The 19,776-nt window shown below is 62.2% G+C and carries 16 protein-coding genes; 9 read left to right on the plus strand and 7 right to left on the minus strand.

Going from position 1 to position 19,776, the window contains the following annotated elements; translation table 11 throughout:
- Window positions 1-14 precede the first annotated feature (14 nt).
- From BSG08_RS08365 to BSG08_RS08395, 7 genes are all read left to right on the plus strand, one after another.
- A complete protein-coding gene (locus BSG08_RS08365) occupies window positions 15-1,466 on the plus strand; it encodes an aldehyde dehydrogenase family protein (RefSeq protein WP_093035189.1) in 1,452 nt (483 codons plus the stop codon).
- Window positions 1,463-2,470 carry a membrane dipeptidase gene (locus tag BSG08_RS08370; protein WP_093034991.1) on the plus strand — a complete coding sequence of 336 codons (1,008 nt, stop codon included), beginning with the start codon at window positions 1,463-1,465 and terminating at the stop codon, window positions 2,468-2,470. Before BSG08_RS08365 ends, BSG08_RS08370 begins: the two co-directional genes overlap by 4 nt.
- A complete protein-coding gene (locus tag BSG08_RS08375; RefSeq protein WP_093034994.1) occupies window positions 2,467-4,146 on the plus strand; it encodes a hypothetical protein in 1,680 nt (559 codons plus the stop codon). Before BSG08_RS08370 ends, BSG08_RS08375 begins: the two co-directional genes overlap by 4 nt.
- The gene (locus tag BSG08_RS08380) at window positions 4,146-4,850 is read left to right on the plus strand and encodes a DUF3726 domain-containing protein (protein ID WP_175544731.1); all 705 of its coding nucleotides are present in this window, start codon (window positions 4,146-4,148) and stop codon (window positions 4,848-4,850) included. Before BSG08_RS08375 ends, BSG08_RS08380 begins: the two co-directional genes overlap by 1 nt.
- A 91-nt stretch (window positions 4,851-4,941) precedes the next feature.
- Window positions 4,942-5,904, plus strand: a complete 963-nt coding sequence (locus tag BSG08_RS08385; RefSeq protein ID WP_093035000.1) for an ABC transporter substrate-binding protein — start codon at window positions 4,942-4,944, stop codon at window positions 5,902-5,904.
- A gap of 99 nt (window positions 5,905-6,003) precedes the next feature.
- Window positions 6,004-7,059: an ABC transporter permease gene (locus tag BSG08_RS08390; RefSeq protein WP_093035003.1), complete on the plus strand. Its 1,056-nt coding sequence runs from the start codon at window positions 6,004-6,006 to the stop codon at window positions 7,057-7,059.
- A 14-nt stretch (window positions 7,060-7,073) separates the two neighbouring features.
- Window positions 7,074-8,135, plus strand: coding sequence for an ATP-binding cassette domain-containing protein (locus BSG08_RS08395; protein WP_093035192.1), 1,062 nt, complete (start codon window positions 7,074-7,076; stop codon window positions 8,133-8,135).
- Between the two features lie 31 nt (window positions 8,136-8,166).
- Here the strand turns inward: BSG08_RS08395 and BSG08_RS08400 are convergent, their stop codons facing one another.
- The 5 genes from BSG08_RS08400 to BSG08_RS08420 all read right to left on the minus strand — a co-directional run bounded on the left by BSG08_RS08400 (window position 8,167) and on the right by BSG08_RS08420 (window position 15,591).
- Window positions 8,167-10,608: a GcvT family protein gene (locus tag BSG08_RS08400; RefSeq protein ID WP_093035006.1), complete on the minus strand. Its 2,442-nt coding sequence runs from the start codon at window positions 10,606-10,608 to the stop codon at window positions 8,167-8,169.
- Window positions 10,609-10,616: 8 nt separating this feature from the next.
- Window positions 10,617-11,504: a choline/ethanolamine kinase family protein gene (locus tag BSG08_RS08405; protein WP_093035009.1), complete on the minus strand. Its 888-nt coding sequence runs from the start codon at window positions 11,502-11,504 to the stop codon at window positions 10,617-10,619.
- Window positions 11,501-13,510, minus strand: coding sequence for an ABC transporter permease (locus BSG08_RS08410; RefSeq protein WP_245770630.1), 2,010 nt, complete (start codon window positions 13,508-13,510; stop codon window positions 11,501-11,503). The genes BSG08_RS08405 and BSG08_RS08410 overlap by 4 nt, the downstream gene beginning before the upstream one ends.
- Complete coding sequence (locus tag BSG08_RS08415) at window positions 13,507-14,538, minus strand: quaternary amine ABC transporter ATP-binding protein (protein WP_093035012.1); 1,032 nt, start codon at window positions 14,536-14,538, stop codon at window positions 13,507-13,509. Before BSG08_RS08415 ends, BSG08_RS08410 begins: the two co-directional genes overlap by 4 nt.
- A gap of 108 nt (window positions 14,539-14,646) precedes the next feature.
- On the minus strand, window positions 14,647-15,591 hold the full coding sequence (locus tag BSG08_RS08420) for an ABC transporter substrate-binding protein (protein WP_093035015.1): 945 nt from the start codon (window positions 15,589-15,591) through the stop codon (window positions 14,647-14,649).
- A gap of 202 nt (window positions 15,592-15,793) precedes the next feature.
- Between BSG08_RS08420 and BSG08_RS08425 the strand changes: the two genes are divergently transcribed.
- Window positions 15,794-16,600, plus strand: a complete 807-nt coding sequence (locus BSG08_RS08425; protein ID WP_245770631.1) for a DeoR/GlpR family DNA-binding transcription regulator — start codon at window positions 15,794-15,796, stop codon at window positions 16,598-16,600.
- 16 nt (window positions 16,601-16,616) lie between these two features.
- Entirely contained in the window at window positions 16,617-17,408 is a 792-nt protein-coding gene (locus BSG08_RS08430) for an inositol monophosphatase family protein (RefSeq protein ID WP_093035018.1), read from the plus strand.
- A gap of 9 nt (window positions 17,409-17,417) precedes the next feature.
- On the opposite strand, the gene BSG08_RS19455 is transcribed toward BSG08_RS08430, so the two are convergent.
- Both BSG08_RS19455 and BSG08_RS08435 read right to left on the minus strand, forming a co-directional pair.
- Window positions 17,418-17,576, minus strand: coding sequence for a hypothetical protein (locus BSG08_RS19455; protein ID WP_175544732.1), 159 nt, complete (start codon window positions 17,574-17,576; stop codon window positions 17,418-17,420).
- Window positions 17,577-17,718: 142 nt separating this feature from the next.
- On the minus strand, window positions 17,719-19,737 hold the full coding sequence (locus BSG08_RS08435; RefSeq protein ID WP_245770632.1) for a TonB-dependent receptor domain-containing protein: 2,019 nt from the start codon (window positions 19,735-19,737) through the stop codon (window positions 17,719-17,721).
- Window positions 19,738-19,776 lie beyond the last annotated feature (39 nt).

Below are 19,776 nucleotides of genomic sequence, written 5' to 3' on the forward strand. Positions count from 1 at the left end.
GGAGCAGGATGAACATGACACTTGAGACACGAAATTTCATCGCGGGCAACTGGCAGGACGGCGCGGGTACGGTCGAAAACCGCAACCCCTCGGACCTGTCTGACATCATCGACCATTTCGCCCAGGCGGATGCAGCCCAGCTTGACCGGGCGCTCGGGGCCGCCAGAAAGGCTCAGGCGATCTGGGGGGCGAGCGGACCGCAGCGACGGCATGACGTGCTGATGGCGATCGGGACAGAACTGATGGCCCGCGCCGCCGACATCGGCGCGCTCATTTCCCGCGAAGAGGGCAAGCCGCTGGCCGAGGGCAAGGGCGAGGCCTATCGCGCCGGGCAGTTCTTTACCTATTTTGCTGCCGAGGCGCTACGCCAGATCGGCGACACCGCCGACAGCGTTCGCCCCGAAATCGAGATCGACATCCGCCGCGAGCCAGTGGGAGTAGTGGCGATCATCAGCCCGTGGAACTTCCCCGTGGCCACGCCCGCGTGGAAAATCGCGCCTGCCCTGGCCTTTGGCAACGCGGTGGTCTGGAAACCGGCCAATCAGACGCCGGCGAGCGCAGTGGCGCTCACTGAAATCATCGCGCGACAGGATCTGCCACCGGGCCTGTTCAATCTGGTGATGGGGCCCGGGCGCGCGGTCGGACAACGGCTGGTCGAAAGCCCACTGGTCGATGCGATCAGCTTTACCGGCTCCGTACCGGTCGGGCGCGGCATCGCGACGACGGCAACGACCAACATGACTAGGATCCAGCTCGAGATGGGCTCTAAGAACCCGATGGTGATCTGCGACGATTGCAATCTCGATTTGGCGGTCTCCCATGCAACGAACGCGGCCTTTGGCGGCACCGGACAGAAATGCACCGCCGCATCGCGGCTGATTGTCGATGCGCGGATCCACGACGCTTTTGTCGAACGGCTGGTCGCGGCGACAGAGGCGCTCAGGGTCGGGCACGCGCTGGAGGATGGCACGCAAATCGGCCCCGTAGTCAACCAAGAGCAACTTCACAACAATCTCGACTATGTCGGCATCGGCAAAGCCGAGGGGGCGGAACTGCTCTGCGGCGGCATGCGCCTCGAACGCCCGACCGAGGGCTGCTACATGGCCCCCGCCGTCTTTGCCGAGACACGCAACGACATGCGCATCAACCGCGAGGAGATGTTCGCCCCGATTACCTGTGTCATCAAGGCGACGGATTACGACGAGGCGCTGCATCTCGCCAATGACAGCGAATTCGGGCTGACGGCGGGGATCATGACCCGCTCGCTGGCGCGTGCCACGCATTTCCGCCGCAATGCGCGGGCGGGCTGCGTGATGGTCAACCTGCCCACCGCAGGCACCGATTATCACGTCCCCTTCGGCGGGCGCGGCGCATCCAGTCATGGACCGCGCGAACAGGGTCGCTACGCGGTGGAATTCTACACCACCGTCAAGACCTCCTACATCGCGGCGGGAGAGCCGGCATGACGCACCCGCGCATTGACACGCTGCAATATGCCAACTGGTCAGAGCGGATATTCCGCCAGATGCGCGAGGGCGGTGTCGACGCGGTGCATGTGACCATCACCTATCATGAGAACTTTCGCGAAACGGTTCTGAATATCGAGGCATGGAATCGCTGGTTCGAGCGATTCCCGGACCTGATCTTTCAGGGATGCACGGCGCGCGACATCACGCTTGCGCAACAAACTGGCCGCACCGCGATATTCTTCGGCGCGCAGAATCCCAGCTGTATCGAGGACGATATCGGGCTGGTGCAGGTGTTGCACCGCCTTGGCCTGCGGTTCATGCAACTGAGCTATAACAATCAGTCGCTTCTCGCCTCCGGATGTTACGAGGCCGAGGATACCGGCCTCACCCGCATGGGCCGCGAAGTCGTGACCGAAATGAACCGCGTCGGTCTTGTCGTCGACATGAGCCATTCCGGCGAACGCTCGACGCTGGAGGCAATCGAGCACTCGACGCGCCCCATCGCCATCACCCATGCAAACCCGGCAAGCTGGCACCCGGCACGGCGCAACAAATCCGACCACGTTCTGCGCGCGCTGTCCGAGAGCGGCGGCATGCTCGGCTTCTCGGTCTATCCGCACCACCTGCGCGGCGGGAGCGCCTGCGCGCTTGCCGATTTCTGCGCGATGATCGCCCGCACAGCCGATCTGATGGGCACCACCCATATCGGACTGGGCACCGATCTGTGCCAGGATCAGCCCGACAGCGTGGTCGACTGGATGCGCGCCGGGCGCTGGACAAAGGGGCGCGATCTGGGTGAAGGCAGCGCGGAAAACCCCGGCTTCCCGCCGATGCCGGACTGGTTTCAGGACAATCGCGACTTTGATCGTATCGCCGGGGGGTTGCGCGCCACCGGCATGTCGCAGGACGAGGTAGCCGCCATCATGGGTGGCAACTGGGCGCGGTTCTTCGCAGACAGTTTCGAGGGCGCGCAACCGCTCTGTCAGGAGGCCGCGCAATGAGTTGCAACGCGCTTGACCCGATGCCGCAAGCGGCGGCGTTCCGGCGCGATGCGGATGAGGTGATGCACCTTTCCCGCATAGGGTGCAGCCACCCGACGCGCCTGTCGTTCCTGCGGCGGTTGCTGCGCCGGATGCAGGCAGAGAGCTGGTGCTTTGACAGACCCTTGTGGGACATTGACGCGCGCGGCGTGGGCCGTGCGGTGTATCGCGCCTCTGGACCCGTGCGCAGCTACTGCCTTGTCGCCTTTGCCCATGAACTGCCACCCGAGGCGCGCTCGGACCGGGTGATTGCGACCGCCTGGGACGCGACCTTCGCCCTCTTTGACGGCACGCCCACGGCCGATGACCTGACCCGACTGGCCGCCAATGTGCCCCTGCAAGAGGCCGGGCGGATCAGCCCGCGGGAATTGTCGCTGAGCCGCGCCAACAGATCCGTGCGGCTGTTCGATCACGTCGTCGAACGGCTCGCCGCGGGCCAACAGCCCGATCCGGCGATGCTGCGCGACACCGGATATCTCATGCGCACCACCGCCGTTTACGGCTCCGGAAAATTCGGGGCGGCGGATCGCGGCATGATCGCGAACCGCCCGGAACTCAGCGCGCCGTTTCAGGCCGAAATGCTGTCGGTCTGGCTGACACGAACCTTCACCGTCGATCTGGTGAACCATCTGGCAGCGGCGCGAGGCGGCGCGCGGGCCACAAGGTTGAACAGCACCTTGCGTCGCACACTTGGCGTGGGCAATTCCACCGGCCTGGGGATGGCGCCGTTCCTGGTGCGCCACCCGGTATTGCTGAACAACTGGATGCTGGCCCGCGAAGAGGCGCTGGCGCGGGTGCGCGCACAGGCGCGGGCGACAGAAACCTCAATTGCCGCATTTGAAACGGCGCTGGCGGCCGCGATTGACAATGCCGATGAATGGCACAGCACCCACCCTGTCCAGATCGCGAAACTCCGCGACCTGCGAGACGGACTGGCGCGGCTTGCAGACCATGTGGTGCAGGGCTGGGTTCCGCAGGCACCCCTGCCATGGAACGCACTCTGGACCTGGGGACAGGCCAATCTGCCGCTCGAGGCGCAGGAGGCGCTGCTGGCGCTGATGCTGGAACCCCATGGCGATCTGGTCGACGGCCTGGCCGATTGCATGGATGCCGACGAGAACAGATTCTTCAGCATAGACGGCGCGATGCCCGTCGCCACCATGCGCGACATCCTTGTTGCACGGTATGGCTGGGCGCTGGATGTCGATTACGACGATCCTGCCAATTCCGCCCGCTTCTGGTATATCTCCGAGGAAAAGCTGGAACCGCGCCTTGGCGAGCGTTTCTCGGAACCCGGCGCAGAGCGTGAACTGCCGCTCGACGTCGGACGACAGGCGGCGGCTCTGTTGCGCGCCCTCAGCGATCAGCCCGGCGCACTGCCCATCGCAGGCTTTCTGCTGACTCATCCGGAACATCGTCTGATGGTCCGCCGGGCACAGATCAGCGCAGGCCACCCTTTCGCAGATATCCGCGACAACCTGATTTCCGCCAATATGCTGCCGATGGACCTCTTGCGTTGCAAGCTGGCGTTCTTTGGTGCTACCCGGTTCGACCCGCGCTCGGATCGCTGGCTGCGGATCAATCTGTTTCAGGGCGCACCCTACCCTGACGAGATGCAAGGCGCAGGGACACCATGATGATCAAGCCGAACGACCCGACCCGCGCGGGATCCGCACCCGTCCCACAAACCGGTAATCCGGCACACCTGTCCCTGTCCGAGATACAGGCGCTGTGTTTCAAGGCAGCGCGCGGGGCCGGTCATGACTGGGGTCACGCCGAAGAGGCCGGATGGGCCGCCGCCTGGCTGGCCGCCGCCGGACTGCCGGGACCGGCGCTGCTGCTGGCCTGGCTGCGAGAGACTGACCTTGCCGCCCCCCTGCCCGCACGCGACCGATGGACGACATCTGGCCGCAGACAATGTCCACTGCGCACGGGCGTGGCGCTGGCCGACCATGCAGCCCTGCCCGAGGGGCCGGGCGTGACCCCGCTCGTTCTCGAAAACCTTGCTCATCCGGCGATCATTCTGCCCTTTGTCGCGCGGGCGGCGCATCGCATCGGCTCCCGGTTGCTGGTCCGATGCGGGGCTGGCATGATTGATCCCTGCTCTGGCCGTCTGTCGCGGACACCATCCGACAGTGCCTGCCTGGGCACAGCCCCCATTGACTTGATCATCCTGCGCGAGGACGGCATTACGACCAATCCGCCCACGCCCGCTCCTCATTATGGCGTCATCAGCCTGCTGCACTGGCAGGCGCTGGATGCGCTCGCGTTGCGGATCACCGTGCCGCCGTCAGCGCAATCCCGCACCGGGGCGGGTGCCGAAGGAGGCGACAATGACTGAGATGGCCGCAGGAACGCACCATTTCTCATCAAGACCACCGCAACCAATCCGCAACTATCGAAACTCAACCAGACCAAAAGGGAGAAAGACAATGAGAAACCTGACACTTGCGCTGGCATTCGGCGCCTTCAGCCTGCCCGCCGCCGCCTACGCGGACTGCGGCGAGGTCTCGGTGGCCGAGATGAACTGGGCTTCCGGCTCGATCATCACCAGGATCACCGAATTCCTGATGGTTCAGGGCTATGGCTGTGATGTGACCCTCGTGCCCTCGGCCACCACCACGGCGATCACCTCGCTGGCGGAAAACAACGAACCCGATATCGTGCCAGAGCTATGGGTGAATTCGGCCCCCGCCTATTTCCGGCTGAACGAGGAAGGCAAAGTGCTCAAGGCCGCCGATGTCTTTGCCGAAGGCGGCAGCGAGAACTGGTGGGTGCCCGACTATCTGGTCGAGGCACATCCGGAACTTGCCACGATCGACGGCATCCTCGCCAATCCCGAACTGGTCGGCGGGCGTTTCCACAACTGCCCCGACGGTTGGGGCTGCCGGATCGCCAACGATAATCTGGTAAAGGCGTTCGACTTTGCGGGCCACGGCATCGAGGTGTTCAATCACGGCTCCGGCGATACCCTTCCCGCAGCGATGGCCTCTGCCTACGAAAACAAGGAACCGTGGTTCGGCTATTACTGGGGGCCGACCGCCGTTTTGGGCCGCTACAACATGGTTGCGGTGGACATGGGGCCGCATGATCCCGACATCCACGCCTGCAACCAGACCGTCGATTGCGCCACACCGGGCAAATCGGCCTATCCCGCAGCTCCCGTGCTGACCGTGGTGACCTCCGATTTTGCAGACCGTAACCCGGAGGTGTTCGAACTGGTGAGCAACATCTCGTTCGGCACGCAGGAACTGAGCAATCTTCTGGCGTGGCAGGCGGATAACAGCGCCTCTGCCGAAGAGGCCGCAGTCTACTTCCTCACCCAGAACAAGGACACCTGGATGGGTTGGGTGAATGACGAGGCCGGCGAAAAGCTGAGCGCAATCATCCAGTGACCATTGCCACGGATCAGGGCCACGCCATGCGTGCGGCCCTGATCGCCAGCATGACCGGACAGGGCCCCCCGCGGCGGCCCGCGCGGGGAGAAACCGAACATGGCGACCTATGATTTCATCTTCAACGTGCTCGGCCTGCGAGAGTGGTGCGACAAGGACGCCACAGTCGGTCCGATGACCATGGCTGAACTGCTGAACCGTAAACCCGCCGGTGATGACCCCAAGGCGGACATCGGCCCGATGTGGGAACTGCCCTTCCCTTCGCTCGACGCCCTCAACAAGGCCTGCCCGGCCATCGCGCGCACCCGTGACCTGACCAAAGGGGTCGAGGCCAGCTTTCTCGACATCAAGGATACGCTCAAGGTGGTGCTCGACCCGCTGACCCAGCCGCTCAGCTGGTTCATCAGGGGTGCGCTCTATGCGTTTCAGACAACGCCTTGGTTCATCATGATCCCACTGTTGCTTGCGCTTACCTATTTCGCATCCAGATCGCTGAGGTTGGTCGGGTTCGTCGCCGCCTCGATCCTCTTTATGGCCTTCATCGACCACTATGACTTTGCAATGCAGACGCTGGCGATCATCTTTGTCTGCGCGCTGCTCTGCGTCCTTCTGGGCGTGCCCATAGGCATCGCCATGTCGCGCAGCGACACGATGCAGCGTCTGACCATTCCCGTCCTCGACATGCTGCAGACCCTGCCACCCTTCGTCTACCTCATCCCGCTGATCTTTCTGTTTTCCGTGACCGAACCCAAACTCTACGGCATCGCCATCATCCTGTATGCCATCGTGCCAGTGATCCGGCTGACCGATCTGGGCATCCGACTGGTGGACAAGGAGGTGATTGAGGCCGCCGATGCCTTTGGTATGACCGAGCGGCAGAAACTCTACGGCGTTCAGATCCCGCTGGCGCTGCCCAACATCATGGCCGGCGTGAACCAGACCATCATGATGAGCCTGGCCATGGTCGTGATTGCCTCGCTTGTCTCGGCACCGGGGCTGGGCGTGCTGGTGCTGCGCGGCATCCGCAATCTCGAACTGGGTGTCGGCCTGATTGCGGGCCTCGGGATCGTCCTGCTGGCGGTGATCCTCGACCGGGTGACCAAGGCGGCGCTGGCCCGCGTCAATGCCGCAAGTGCTGTGCAAAGAAATTCCTGAGCGGGACGATGGTGATGGACAAAGACATCAAAATATCTATCCGCAATCTCTACAAGATCTTCGGCACCAAACCGCGCGCCGCGCTGGAACATGTCCGCAACGGCCTGTGCAAGGCGGAACTGATGGCACAGCACCACCATGTGCTCGGCCTGCAAGACATCAATGTCGACATGCGCAGCGGCGACATCACCGTCATCATGGGCCTGTCCGGTTCTGGCAAATCCACGCTGATCCGGCATCTCAACCGCCTGATCGAACCCACGGCGGGCGAGATCATCGTGGATGGCGAAAATGTTCTGACATACGGCGAAAGGCGCCTGCGCAAACTGCGCCGCGAACAGATGTCCATGGTATTCCAACATTTCGCGCTGCTGCCGCACCGGACCGTGCTGGAGAACACCGGCATGGCGCAGGCGGTGCGCGGCAATCCCCGCTCAGATTACGAGGGCGAGGCGCGAAAATGGCTCGATCGGGTCGGGTTGGGCGGCCAGGGCGGACAATATCCGCACCAGCTATCGGGCGGCATGCAACAGCGCGTCGGGATAGCACGAGCGCTGGCCTCGAACTCACCCATAATGCTGATGGACGAGGCGTTCTCGGCACTCGATCCGCTGATCCGCACCGACATGCAGGATTTGCTGCTGGAACTCCAGGAAGAACTGCAGAAAACCGTGATCTTCATCAGCCACGATCTCGACGAGGCGCTGAAACTGGCCGATCATCTGGTGATCCTGAAGGATGGGCAGGTGGTCCAGCAAGGTGAACCGCAGGATATCCTGCTGCATCCCAATGATCCCTATATCGTGGATTTCATCAGCGACATCAACCGCGCACGCGTGCTTCGGGTGCGCTCGGTAATGGAGTCCCCCGACGATCCCGATCAATCCTTCGCAGGCGAGGTAGACCCCGACGATACGCTGGAATCGGTGATCGCAACGTCGGGCGGCGACACGGCGCTGTGTTACCGCGTCATGCGCGACGGACACCAGATCGGCGTTCTGGACATGAAGAAACTGGTGCGCGCGCTCGTTCCGACAGGGGCCGCTCAGAACGGGATGCGGGCGCAGGCGGTCTGATCCGACCGCCCGAAAACACCGTATCTGCCATTCAGCATTTCACCCGCTTCATTTCCGGGTCATAGAGCGGCCCCGGATGCACGGAACAGGGCACACGTTTCGTTGCCACCTCCAACTCGTAATTGCCGCTCAGCACATGATCGAAACCGATAGCTTCCTCGGCGCGGACATATCCGTAACCAATTGACCTGTTGAGGGTATACCCAAACCCGCCGCTGCTCAGCCATCCCACGCGCACGCCATTGCGATAGATGGTCTCGCGCCCCGACAGCACGATTTGGGGGTCGGTGGTAAAACAGGCCAGATGTTTTTTTACGCCAGTGTCACGCTGATGCTCGGCCGCCCTGCGCCCCTTGAAGTCGATATCCTTCTTCAACTTTACCGCCCAGGACAGCCCGGCCTCGGCTGGCGTGTGATCCGACCCGATATCGGCCCCCCAGGCCCGATAGCCCTTTTCAAGACGTAGGCTCTCGATCGCGCGGTAACCGGCATCGCGCAGCCCGAACGCGGCCCCCGCTGCCATCAGCGCGTCATAGACCGTCGTGGCATATTCGACCGGCAGGTGCAGCTCCCAGCCCAGCTCGCCGACATAGGTGACCCGCAGCGCCCTCACCGGGCAACCGGCGATGCCGATGACCCTCGATGTGCCGAACTTGAACCCGTCGTTTGAAACGTCGCTACCGGTCACCTTTTCCAGAACATCGCGCGCGCGCGGTCCCATCAGCGACAGCACGCAATAGGCCGAGGTCACATCGACCAGCTGTGCATTCATGCTGCGCGGAATGTTGCGCGAAATCCAGTCGAAATCATGCGTGGCAAAGCCGGTTCCGGTGACGATGTAATATTCGTCCGTGGCGACCCGCACCGCGGTCACGTCGCATTCGATGCCACCACGGTCATTAAGCATCTGCGTATAGATCAGCGATCCGACTGGCCTTTGCACATCATTGGCGGCGATCCAGCTAAGCGCGACCTCGGCATCGGGGCCTTTGAGCGTGAACTTGGCAAAGGAGGTCTGGTCGATGATCACCGCCGCCTCACGACAGGCCTTGTGCTCTTCGCCAACGGTGTCAAACCAGTTCTGCCGCCCGAAGCTGTAGATATCTCTGGCCTCCATCCCGTTCGTGGCAAACCAGTTCGGACGTTCCCAGCCCAGCTTTTCACCGAAACACGCCCCCTTGGCGCGTAACCTGTCATATAGCGGCGACTTGCGGCAGGGGCGCCCGCTGCTGTGTTCCTCGAACGGCCAAGCCATGGTGTAATGCTTGCCATAGGCCTCGATGGTGCGCGTGCGCACCCAGTCGGTATCGAAATGCGGACGGCCAAAGCGGCGAATATCCACCGGCCACAGGTCGAACGGCGGCTCACCCTTGGCGACCCATTCGGCCAGCGCCATGCCCGCGCCGCCCCCGGCGGCAATCCCAAAGGCATTGAACCCCGCGCCGACAAAAAAATTCTTCAGCTCCGGTGCCTCGCCCAGAATGAAATTTCCGTCCGGGGTGAAACTTTCCGGGCCATTCACAAGCTGCTTGATTCCGGCAGTCTGCAGCGCCGGAACGCGGCCAAGCGCCAGTTCGACGATCTGTTCGAAATGGTCGAAATTGGAATCGAGCAGCGTGTAATGAAACCCCTCCGGAATACCGTTTACCGCCCAGGGAATCGGGTTTGGCTCGTAGCCCCCCATCACCAGACCGCCCACCTCTTCCTTGTAATAGGTCAGCCGGTCGGGATCGCGCAACGTCGGCAGGTTCGAGGTCACACCCTCGATCCGTTCGGTCACCATGTACTGATGCTCCATCGACACCAGAGGCACGTTGACACCCACGGTCGCGGCAAACGCGCGGGTCCACTGGCCAGCGCACAGGATGACCTTTTCGCATTCGACCGGCCCCTGCTCGGTCATCACGCCCCTGATGACCCCGTCCTCAAGTGTGACCCCGGTAACCTCGGTATCCTCGATGATCGTCGCCCCCGCCTGTCGCGCGCCCTTGGCCAGCGACAGGGTGATATCGGACGGGTTGGCCTGACCGTCGGTCGGCATGTAGGCGGCGCCGACAAGATCATCGACCGTCATCAGCGGCCACAGATCCAGCGCCTCCGATGGCGTCAGCAGATTCATCTCCAGTCCGAATGAACGCGCGGTGGTGGCCTGCCGCCTGACCTCGGTCCATCGTTCCTGATTGCACGCCAGCCGCAGCCCGCCATTCATCTTCCAGCCGGTCGCCTGCCCGGTTTCCTTCTCAAGCCGGTTGTAGAGTTCGACGGAATACCCGAGCAACTGGGTGATATTCGCATTCGTCCGCAACTGACCCACCAGCCCCGCCGCGTGAAACGTCGTGCCCGAGGTCAGCTTCTTGCGCTCCAGCAATACCACATCCGTCCAGCCCATCCTGGCCAGATGATATGCCGTCGAGCAGCCAACGATGCCGCCCCCGATAATAACCGCCCTGGCGCTGCGCGGGATGGTGTTCATGGTCTTCCTCACATTGACTGAAAATCGGAGAGCGCAGCCTTGAAACGTGTCAGGTTCTTTTCCGTGTACCCGCCGTAATCAAAGTCGATGTCCGAGTGGATTTCCGAAACCATGCTCCACATCGTCTCTCGCAGGAGCGACGCGCATTTCATGGCGTGATACTGATAATGCAGCTGATCGGTCAGAGGGGCCTCGAAATAGGTCTCCAATAACCAGCGTTCCTGCGCCGGGCCAAGGCCGTTGTTCGAGGCAAGCCCCGCCAGATCGAACAGTGGCGAATTGAACCCGCCATATTCCCAGTCCAACAACCACAGCCGTTCGCCGTCATCGAGAAAATTCGCCGCCAGCAGGTCATTATGGCCAAGAACGATCCGCACCGGGCCAACCGCCGCCTCCAGTGTCCCGGCGATGCGGAGCAGATCGTCCAGCTTCGGCACATGACGAGAATTCCCCTCTTGCAGCGTCGCCGCGTAGTCGCGCAGCACATGGAACACCCAGAATGTCAGTACCGGACCGCGCAGCCGCGCCATCGCATCGACATGACAGCGTTTCAGCAGCGGCACGATACGCGCCAGCATCTCGTTCTGACGCACGACGACCTCATCCAGCGTGGTGCCGTCGATATATTCCAGCACCAGAATGCCCGGCTCTGTATGGACGATGGCGGGGGCGACGCCCGCCGCCTGCGCCGCGCGATGCACCGCCTGCTCGTTGAAACGCAGAATCTGGTGCAGCAGGATATCCTCGCCCACCCGCACCACATAGCGTTTGCCCTGATCCACCAGCGATACGTTGAGATTGGTGATCCCGCCACCCAGCAGCATGGCTTGCTCCGGCTCCTTCCAGATCGAGAGAGAACACGCCCGTTCAAGGGCCTCATGCGCAGCAGTTGTCATGCTTCAAGTCCCATGTTGCGACGGGCGTTTCGGGTTGCGGCGGTCAGAATGCGATCCGCGATGATGGCGATAAAGGCGACCGCCAGACCCGCCACGATGCCCTGCCCCGAATTTGCCTTGGTCAGCGCGATATAGACTTCCTGACCCAGATCGCGGGTTCCGACCAGGGCGGTGATCACCAGCATCGACAGCGCCAGCATGATCGTCTGGTTGAGTCCCAGCAACAGTTCCGGAAACGCCATCGGCAGCCTGATCCGCCATAGCAGCTGACGCGGCGTGCAGCCCGACACCATGCCTGCCTCTATCAATTGCGGATCGACACTGCGGATGCCATGCGCGGCATAGCGCACGGCGGGCGCCATGGCATACAGCACCACCGCGATCATCGCCGAGAAATCGCCCACCCGGAACAGCATCACTACCGGGATCAGATAGACAAAACTGGGCAGGGTCTGCAGCGTGTCGATCAGCGAACCGATCACCCGGTTGGCCGTATCGTTCTGCCCCGCCAGTATTCCCATCGGCACGCCGATGACCGTGGCCACCAGAACCGCCGTGCCGCACAGGTAGACCGTGATCATCGCCTTGTCCCACAGCCCGACCGCCACAATCAGCGCCGTGAGAACGCCCCCGAGAACCGCCAGCCCGATCCCCCCGACACGCCAGCCGATCAGCGTGACCAGCACGATGCCCCAGGCCCAGGGAATTCCTGTGAAGAAGCGTTTGATCGGCAAAAGCAGATAGTTGAGGAACGCCGTCTTGACCGCTTCGAAGGCATCAAAGAAATGCACGTTGATATAGCCCATCAGATCGGACCAGAACGTGCCGGTCGATATCGTAGCCGCTTCCGGAAACGACTGCACGCCGGGCAACCGCGTCGACATCAGAAAGGTCACCACCGTCACGATCAGAACGGTCGCGCTCCAAGGGTGCCGCTGAACGATGTTCAGATCGGGATCGACGGTGCGATCCTCGGCAACGCGGGTCGCAAAGGCCTGGCTCAGCCGGTCGAGCGCGATGGCCATGACCACGATCGCGACACCCGCCTCGATACCGCCCCCGATATCGAGACGACGCAGCGCGCTCAGCACGTCGAATCCCAGGCCGCCCGCCCCGATCATCGAGGCGATGATGACCATGTTGAGCGTCAGCATGATGACCTGGTTCACTCCCACCATCAGCGTCGGCATCGCCGTGGGAATGAGCACCTTCCACATCAGCTGACGCCTTGTGCAGCCAACCATCACACCGACATCCCTGATTTCGCCGGGAACCCCCTTGAGCGCGATAATCGTGACACGCACCATCGGCGGCATGGCATAGATGATCGTCGCCACCAGCGCCGCCACAGGCCCGAAACCAAAGAGAAACAGGATGGGCACGAGGTAGGCAAAGACCGGCACCGTCTGCATGAGATCCAGAACCGGTCGGATCACCGCCTCGAACGCGGGCACGCGAAATGCCAGAACCCCCAACAGCAGACCGCCGACGGATCCGATCGGCACGGCAATCAGGACCGAGGCCAGCGTGACCATGGCGCTGTCCCATTGTCCGAAAACCGCGAGATAGGCAAAACACCCGCCAACCAGCGCCGCCAGCTTCCAGTCGCGGACATAATGGCCCAGAGCGGTCACCATCACCACAATGGCGATCCAACTCAGCGACGGTCCGATATCCACCGCCTGATTGCCAAGCCCGGCGGAAAAGCCGTCAATCAGCATGTTCCGCGCGAAATCATAAGGCAACTCGATCACGGAAGCGATGAATCGTGTCAGATCCCGAAACGAAAACAGGCCGAAATGCGCCTCTTCCACCAGCCATTGCATGAAGGCACTTATCCGGCTTTCCACGGGCAACTGATAGGCGGCGGGATATTTGATGATCCAGCGGGCGTCGAACACCTTGTACAGATCCCACGAGTAGCGTGACAGCAGCCATGTGATTCCAAAAAGCGCGATCCAGAACGCACCCGCCCGGCCCGGCATCATCCGGCGCAGGCGGCTCATCGCGCCGCCTTTCGTCCGATCAGAACGTCGATGACCGCCTGCCGCCCGACAAAGCCGACAACCTCGCCCGCCTCGCTCAGAACGCGATAGGGCAGATCGCTGGCTTCGATCCGCTCGGCCACGCTCTCGATCCGTTCCGTCACCGGCAGATCTCCGGCAGTATCGCCGCTTGGGGCGCCCGGCGTCATGACGCTGCGCAGCGACAGCACCTTGGCGCGCGGGATGTGGCGGGTGAATTCCTCGACATAGGCGGTCGCGGGACTGAGGATCAGTTCTTCGGGCGTGGCTACCTGCACAATGGCGCCGTCCTTCATCACCGCGATCCGGTCAGCCAGCCGAATGGCCTCGTCAAAATCATGGGTAATGAAGACGATCGTCTTTTGCAGCAATCCCTGCAGCCGCAGGAATTCGTCCTGCATCTCGCGGCGGATCAGCGGATCAAGAGCCGAAAACGGCTCGTCGAGAAACCACAGGTCAGGCTCCACCGCCAGCGACCGGGCAATGCCGACACGCTGCTGCTGCCCACCAGAGAGCTGACGGGGGAAATGCGCCTCACGCCCCTTGAGGCCAACAAGTTCGATCACCTCGCGCGCCCGCGCCTCGCGTTCCGCGCGCGGCACCCCCTGAACTTCCAGCGGAAACGCGGCGTTCTGCAACACCGTCAGATGGGGCAACAGCGCGAAATGCTGAAACACCATTCCCATCTTCCTGCGGCGTATCTCGATCATTTCCCTGTCTGTCATAGACAACAGATTACGGCCCTCGAACAGGATCTCGCCGCCGGTCGGCTCGATCAGCCTCGACAGGCACCGCACCAGCGTCGACTTGCCCGATCCTGACAGGCCCATGATGACGAATATCTCGCCCTGCCGGATCCGCACATTCACCGCACGCACGGCCCCGATCAGCCCATGGGCTGCAAGGTCCTCGGCGGTCAACCGGCTGCCATGGCTCTTGTAGAGATCGTCCGCACGCGCCCCGTAAATTTTCCAGACATCCCGACAATCCAGCAGAATTGGTTTTTCCATGTCTTCCTCGGACGCGGCGGCGTCTGATCTGCGAACGGTATTATTTATCGATGCCGCGGCAATGCGGCAGAAACAACCGTCACCCGCCGCCCCCAACCCGCCGATCGGTCACTTGGCGATCCACGCGGACCACGTGTCCTTGTTCTCCGCCAGCCAGGCGTCGCTGACCTCGTCCACGGATTTGCCGTTCAGATCAACATCGGCAACCATTGCGCCCATGTCCTCGTTGCTGATCGTGAAGGCCTTGATCGCCTTTGCGGCGCCGGGCCACTTGTCCGCCACGCCGGACCAGGCCACCTTCCAGATCGGCCCGGTAGGCTTGCCGCAGTCATAGGCCATCGCGGGGTTGATGCCGACGGACGGATCCGCATAGCACTCCGGCGTATAGGGCGGAAATTCCACGAAACGGCCCTCATATTTCGTCGGCGCCCAATGCGGCGCATAGACCCAGAGCACGATCGGTGCCTGACGCTGATAGGCGCTTTCCAACTCGGCAAACAGCGCGGCATCGGTTCCGGCATGTACCACTTCAAAATCCATGCCCAGCGCCTCGACGCGCTCTTCATCAAACCCGCCCCACGTCACCGGCCCGCCAAGGTAGCGGCCCAGCGGCGCGGTTTCCGGTGTTGCGAATTCGCGCGCGCAGGCGTTCAGCGCCTGCCAGTCCGGCAGTCCGGGGCAGACCTCTTCCATATAGGCGGGATACCACCATTCCTCGATGGCGTTCATGCCCGTTTCGCCCATATTGACGACATTGCCGGTGCCGGTCGCCTCATCCATCGCCTCGCGGCCCGTGGTCTCCCAGATTTCCATCGCCACATGCAGGTCTCCGCTCTTCAGCCCCGCGAACTGGGCGATATAATCGGCCTGCACGTATTCGACATTGTAACCGGCGCTGGCCAGCACCTTGCCCATGATGGTCGTGGTCAGCAATTGCCCCGTCCAGTCATGCATGGTCAGCTTGATCGGCTCCTGCGACTCTGCCTCGGCAAGCGCCGCTCCGGTCAGCCCCAGCCCGATGACAGCCGCCGCCGTAAAAGTTGTGAAACGCATTTCTCAAACCCCCCTGTAGTTTTTGTCGCAATTGCTAACCTTTTTGGACGGACGCTCGATTCGCACGCTCGCAGCCTCAAATTTTGAACAGCTTGCTACACTTTGCAACATTGAACTTTGATTTTCGGGGTTTGAATGTGGACCTTCGCCTGATTTTGTGGCCTTCTCCTGATAAATCCAGTGATTACATGTGGAATCGCACATGCCCGATGACATGACCGCACCTGCGCCCGATACCAGATCTCACCCGTCATCTCACCGCGGGGCCGAAATCCTCGAACTGGTCACGCGGGCTGGCGGCAGTATGCGTATCCATTCCATTGCCGAAGCACTCGACGTGTCCGAGGAAACCGTGCGTCGCAATGTCCGCCGCCTGTCCGACGAGGGGCTGGTGCGCAAGGTGCATGGTGGGGTGCTGCTGCAATACGGATCGACCGAACTCAGCTTCGCACAGCGGATGGGTGAAAACCCGCTGCCCAAACAACGGATTGCAGCCCATGTCGCAGGGTTGGTCCGCAACGGCAGCTCTCTGTTTCTCGACATCGGCTCGACCACCGCCTACATCGCGGAGGCGCTGAAAAGCCATCAGGAACTGCTGGTCGTCACCAACTCGGTGGCCGTGGCGCATACCCTCGCGGCCCGTAACAACAACCGCGTCTTCATGCCGGGCGGCGAACTGCGCAGCCATGATGGCGGCATCTTCGGGGCGCAGGTGCTGGAATTCGTCCGGGATTTCCGCACGGATTTCGCCGTGCTGTCGGCTGCGGCCATAAACGCGCGGCACGGGTTCATGCTTTTTGACCTCGAAGAGGCACGCTACTCGCGCGCAATCATGGCCAATGCCACAACCCGGATCGTGGCGGCGGACACGTCCAAGTTCGGCCGCTCCGCCCCGATCGCGCTCGATGCCCCCTCGGCGGTCGACCTGCTGATCACGAACGCCCTGCCGCCCAAAGATATTCAGGATGCCGCCCGACTCTGGGGCACCGAAATCATCGTCGCCGATTAGGCCGGAAACCCGCCCCATGTCCCCTGCCCTCGATCTGCAGACCCGCCTCGATACCGCGCTCGACATCGCCGGGGCTGCGGGCGAGGTGGCCCTGCGCCATTTCAACGGCACCCTCAGCATCGCCAGCAAGGACGACGCCAGCCCCGTCACCGTCGCGGATCAGGAGACCGAACAATATATCCGCCACCGCCTGCAGGCGCATTTCCCGCAGGACGGAATCTATGGCGAGGAATACGGCGCCAGCGGCCTTGATCGCGAAACCGTCTGGGTGATCGACCCGATAGACGGCACCCGGTCGTTCATCGCGGGGGTGCCGCTCTTTGGCCTGCTGATGGCCATGATGCGCGATGACAAGGCGCAGATCGGCATCTGCCGCCTTCCGGCACTGGGCCAGGTCTATGCCGCCGCCAGGGGGCTCGGCGCGACCCTGAACGGCAGGCCCATTTCGGTATCAGGTCAAACCGATCTGAACCGGGCCATGCTGTTCATCAACGAGGGCGAAAAGATCCATACCGACCATCCGCATCTGTTCGACCGGCTGCTCGGTGCGGGCGCCCTGCGACGCCTGTCCTACGACTGCCAGCCGCATGCGCTGGTCGCGGCAGGTCAGGTGGATGCGGTGGTCGATTACGGCCTGAAACCCTATGACTACCTGCCCATGATCCCGATCGTGCAAGAGGCAGGCGGCACCATCACCGACTGGAGCGGCGCGCCGCTGGACCTCACCTCTGACGGGCGCGTCGTCACCGCCGCTACCGCCGAACTGCACGCCGCCCTGCTGGATTTGCTCAGCCACGCGAGACCGTAACCTGCACCTTCACCACCACTTGATCCGAACCGAGAGGCTGCGCTGCGCCCCTCGGGGCGGCTTGGAAAACAGCGCTTCTGACTCCAGCCGAGGTGTGACAGCGGAATCGGCAGCGCCCGCAATCTCAAAGGCCCGCGCGATGGCCGGGGCCAGATAGCTGCGGCTCATATCGAACCGGCGCGCGGGCGGACAGCGGGCAGCGCGCCTGAATCAAACAGCGTCAGCGCCGCCACCAGCCAACAGAGCGGCCAAGATGGCCGCCCCACAGATTGCCCGGTTCATTCTCATGGATTGCATAAAACATCCGCGATCAGAATGTCTTGGCCAGAGTGAACTTGAAATTGCGACCCACCGCCGGTCGCGTGGCAAGATTGGGCGTGAACTGTTCGTCAAACAGATTATCTATGCCGACACGGAATTCGGTGTTCTCCCAGACCCCGTTGCCCCTTGGCGCCATGGTGGCGCGCAGGTTGTGCACCGTGTAGCCGGGATCACGAACTCCGTTGACGGTGATCGCATCGGCGCTCACCACTTCCCAGCTGACATCGTAGGTGTCGCTGAACCGCTTTCCAAGGGTCAGACGCAGATTGTCCGCCGCCTGATTGCGCCAGTCACTGACAACACCGCCCTGCGCCACCTCCTCGCCATCGGCAATCGTGGCGTTGAGGTCGATGTAGAACCCGTTTTCCATCGCATAGGAGGCCTCGATCTCGAATCCCTCGGTGCGAATCTCGTCCAGCGTTGCGCCGCCCGAAACGAACGAGGTCACGTCCCACAATTCGCTATCGAAATAGTTGACCTTGAGCGCGAGATTGTCGTTGGTCCGGATGACCCCCTGCCGATCGACGGAAAAGCCAAGCTCATAGGTTCGGGATTTCTCGCTCAGGATGATGCGGGTCGGAAATTCAAGATCATCAATAATCGGCAACACTTCGGTATAGGCGGCGCTGCCAAACACGGCAAACCCATTACCAAAGGCATAGCGCACCGACAGCCCTCCCATCAGCGCGTCCTTGCTGAATCGCCCGTCATTGGGTGCGGTATTGCCCTGCACGGTCGAGGTCTCGTAGCGGAATGCGGGCGTCAGCGCCCACGCGTCACCAATGCCAATCTCGTCCACCGCAAAGACCGCCCAGCGCTCATCCTCGCCCCCCGGCGCGGCAAAGGCATTGACGCGCTCACGGTTGATATATTCGAGGCCCGCCGTCAGATCATGACTGAGCGCACCCGTCTCGAAAAACGACGTGTTCTTGAGTGCGATGGTCGTGGTTTCATAATCGTGATCGGCATCCAGCAGCGCCGAGCAGGGTGGAATACTGCCGGTCGGGCTGGCCGGACAAGAGACCGGCTCCTGATCTACGGTCTCATCCACATGCGAGTACTGCAGCGTCAGGTCGATGAGGTCATTCGCCGGGTTGTAGTTGTAACGCAGGATCGAAGTCTTGCTCTCGACGATGCGATCGACATTGCCGAAGAACAGAAAGTTGCCAAAACTGTCGAACGGCACATCGAACTGCGACGAGCGCGTCTCCTGATAGCTGGCCTCGACCGAATGCGCCTTGTCCTCGCCAAAGCGGTATTTGCCTTTTACCAGCCAGGACGGATCGTCGATCCGGTCGCGGCCCGGATTGATGATGTTGCCATCGCCATCCTTGGGGAAACCGAGATTGCGGTCCACATAGTTGAACAACAGACCGAAATCCTCGGTCGGCTGCCATACCCCGATGGTGGATGAAGTGACGCCGTTGCCGTTCGTCTGGAATTCCAGCGTCTGGCGCAGGGCGAATCCGATCTCGCCTCCGGTCAGATCCTCGGGGTCGATGGTCTCTAACCGCACGACACCGCCGACCACACCCGAGCCATATTCAAACGACCCAACCGTCCCGCGGATGACCTCTACCTCCTTGAAAAGAAATGGATCTGTGAAAAGCTGCGTGCCGATGCGATATAGTTCCTCGGCACCGCGCGTGGCGCCATCGACTTGAATCAGCACCTTCTGATCGGTGCCGAACGTATCGTTCGACCCAAAGCCACGGATCGAGACGCCGGAGCCCTGCGCCGTGTCGCCGTTCACCAGCGCCACACTGGGCACGGTGACCAGAAGTTCGGCCGCGGTGCCCGCCTGGCGATCACGGATTTCCTCCTCGTCGATCACGGTCGTGGGCACCGCGGTCTGGGTCTGCACGTCCCGTTTGCTCTCCCCCAGCATGATGGTGCCCAGAAATCCCTCTTCTGCCGACAGATCCTGTGCCAGAACGGACGGGGCTTGCCCCAGTCCGATGCACAGGCAGGTCGTTGTCAGCAATGCATTGCGCTTGCGCGATGTCATCATGTGTCCCTTTCGTCTCACAGACATTGGCTGTCACAC

It is taken from the genome of Roseovarius azorensis (genome assembly GCF_900109455.1).
GTDB classification, from domain to species: domain Bacteria; phylum Pseudomonadota; class Alphaproteobacteria; order Rhodobacterales; family Rhodobacteraceae; genus Roseovarius; species Roseovarius azorensis.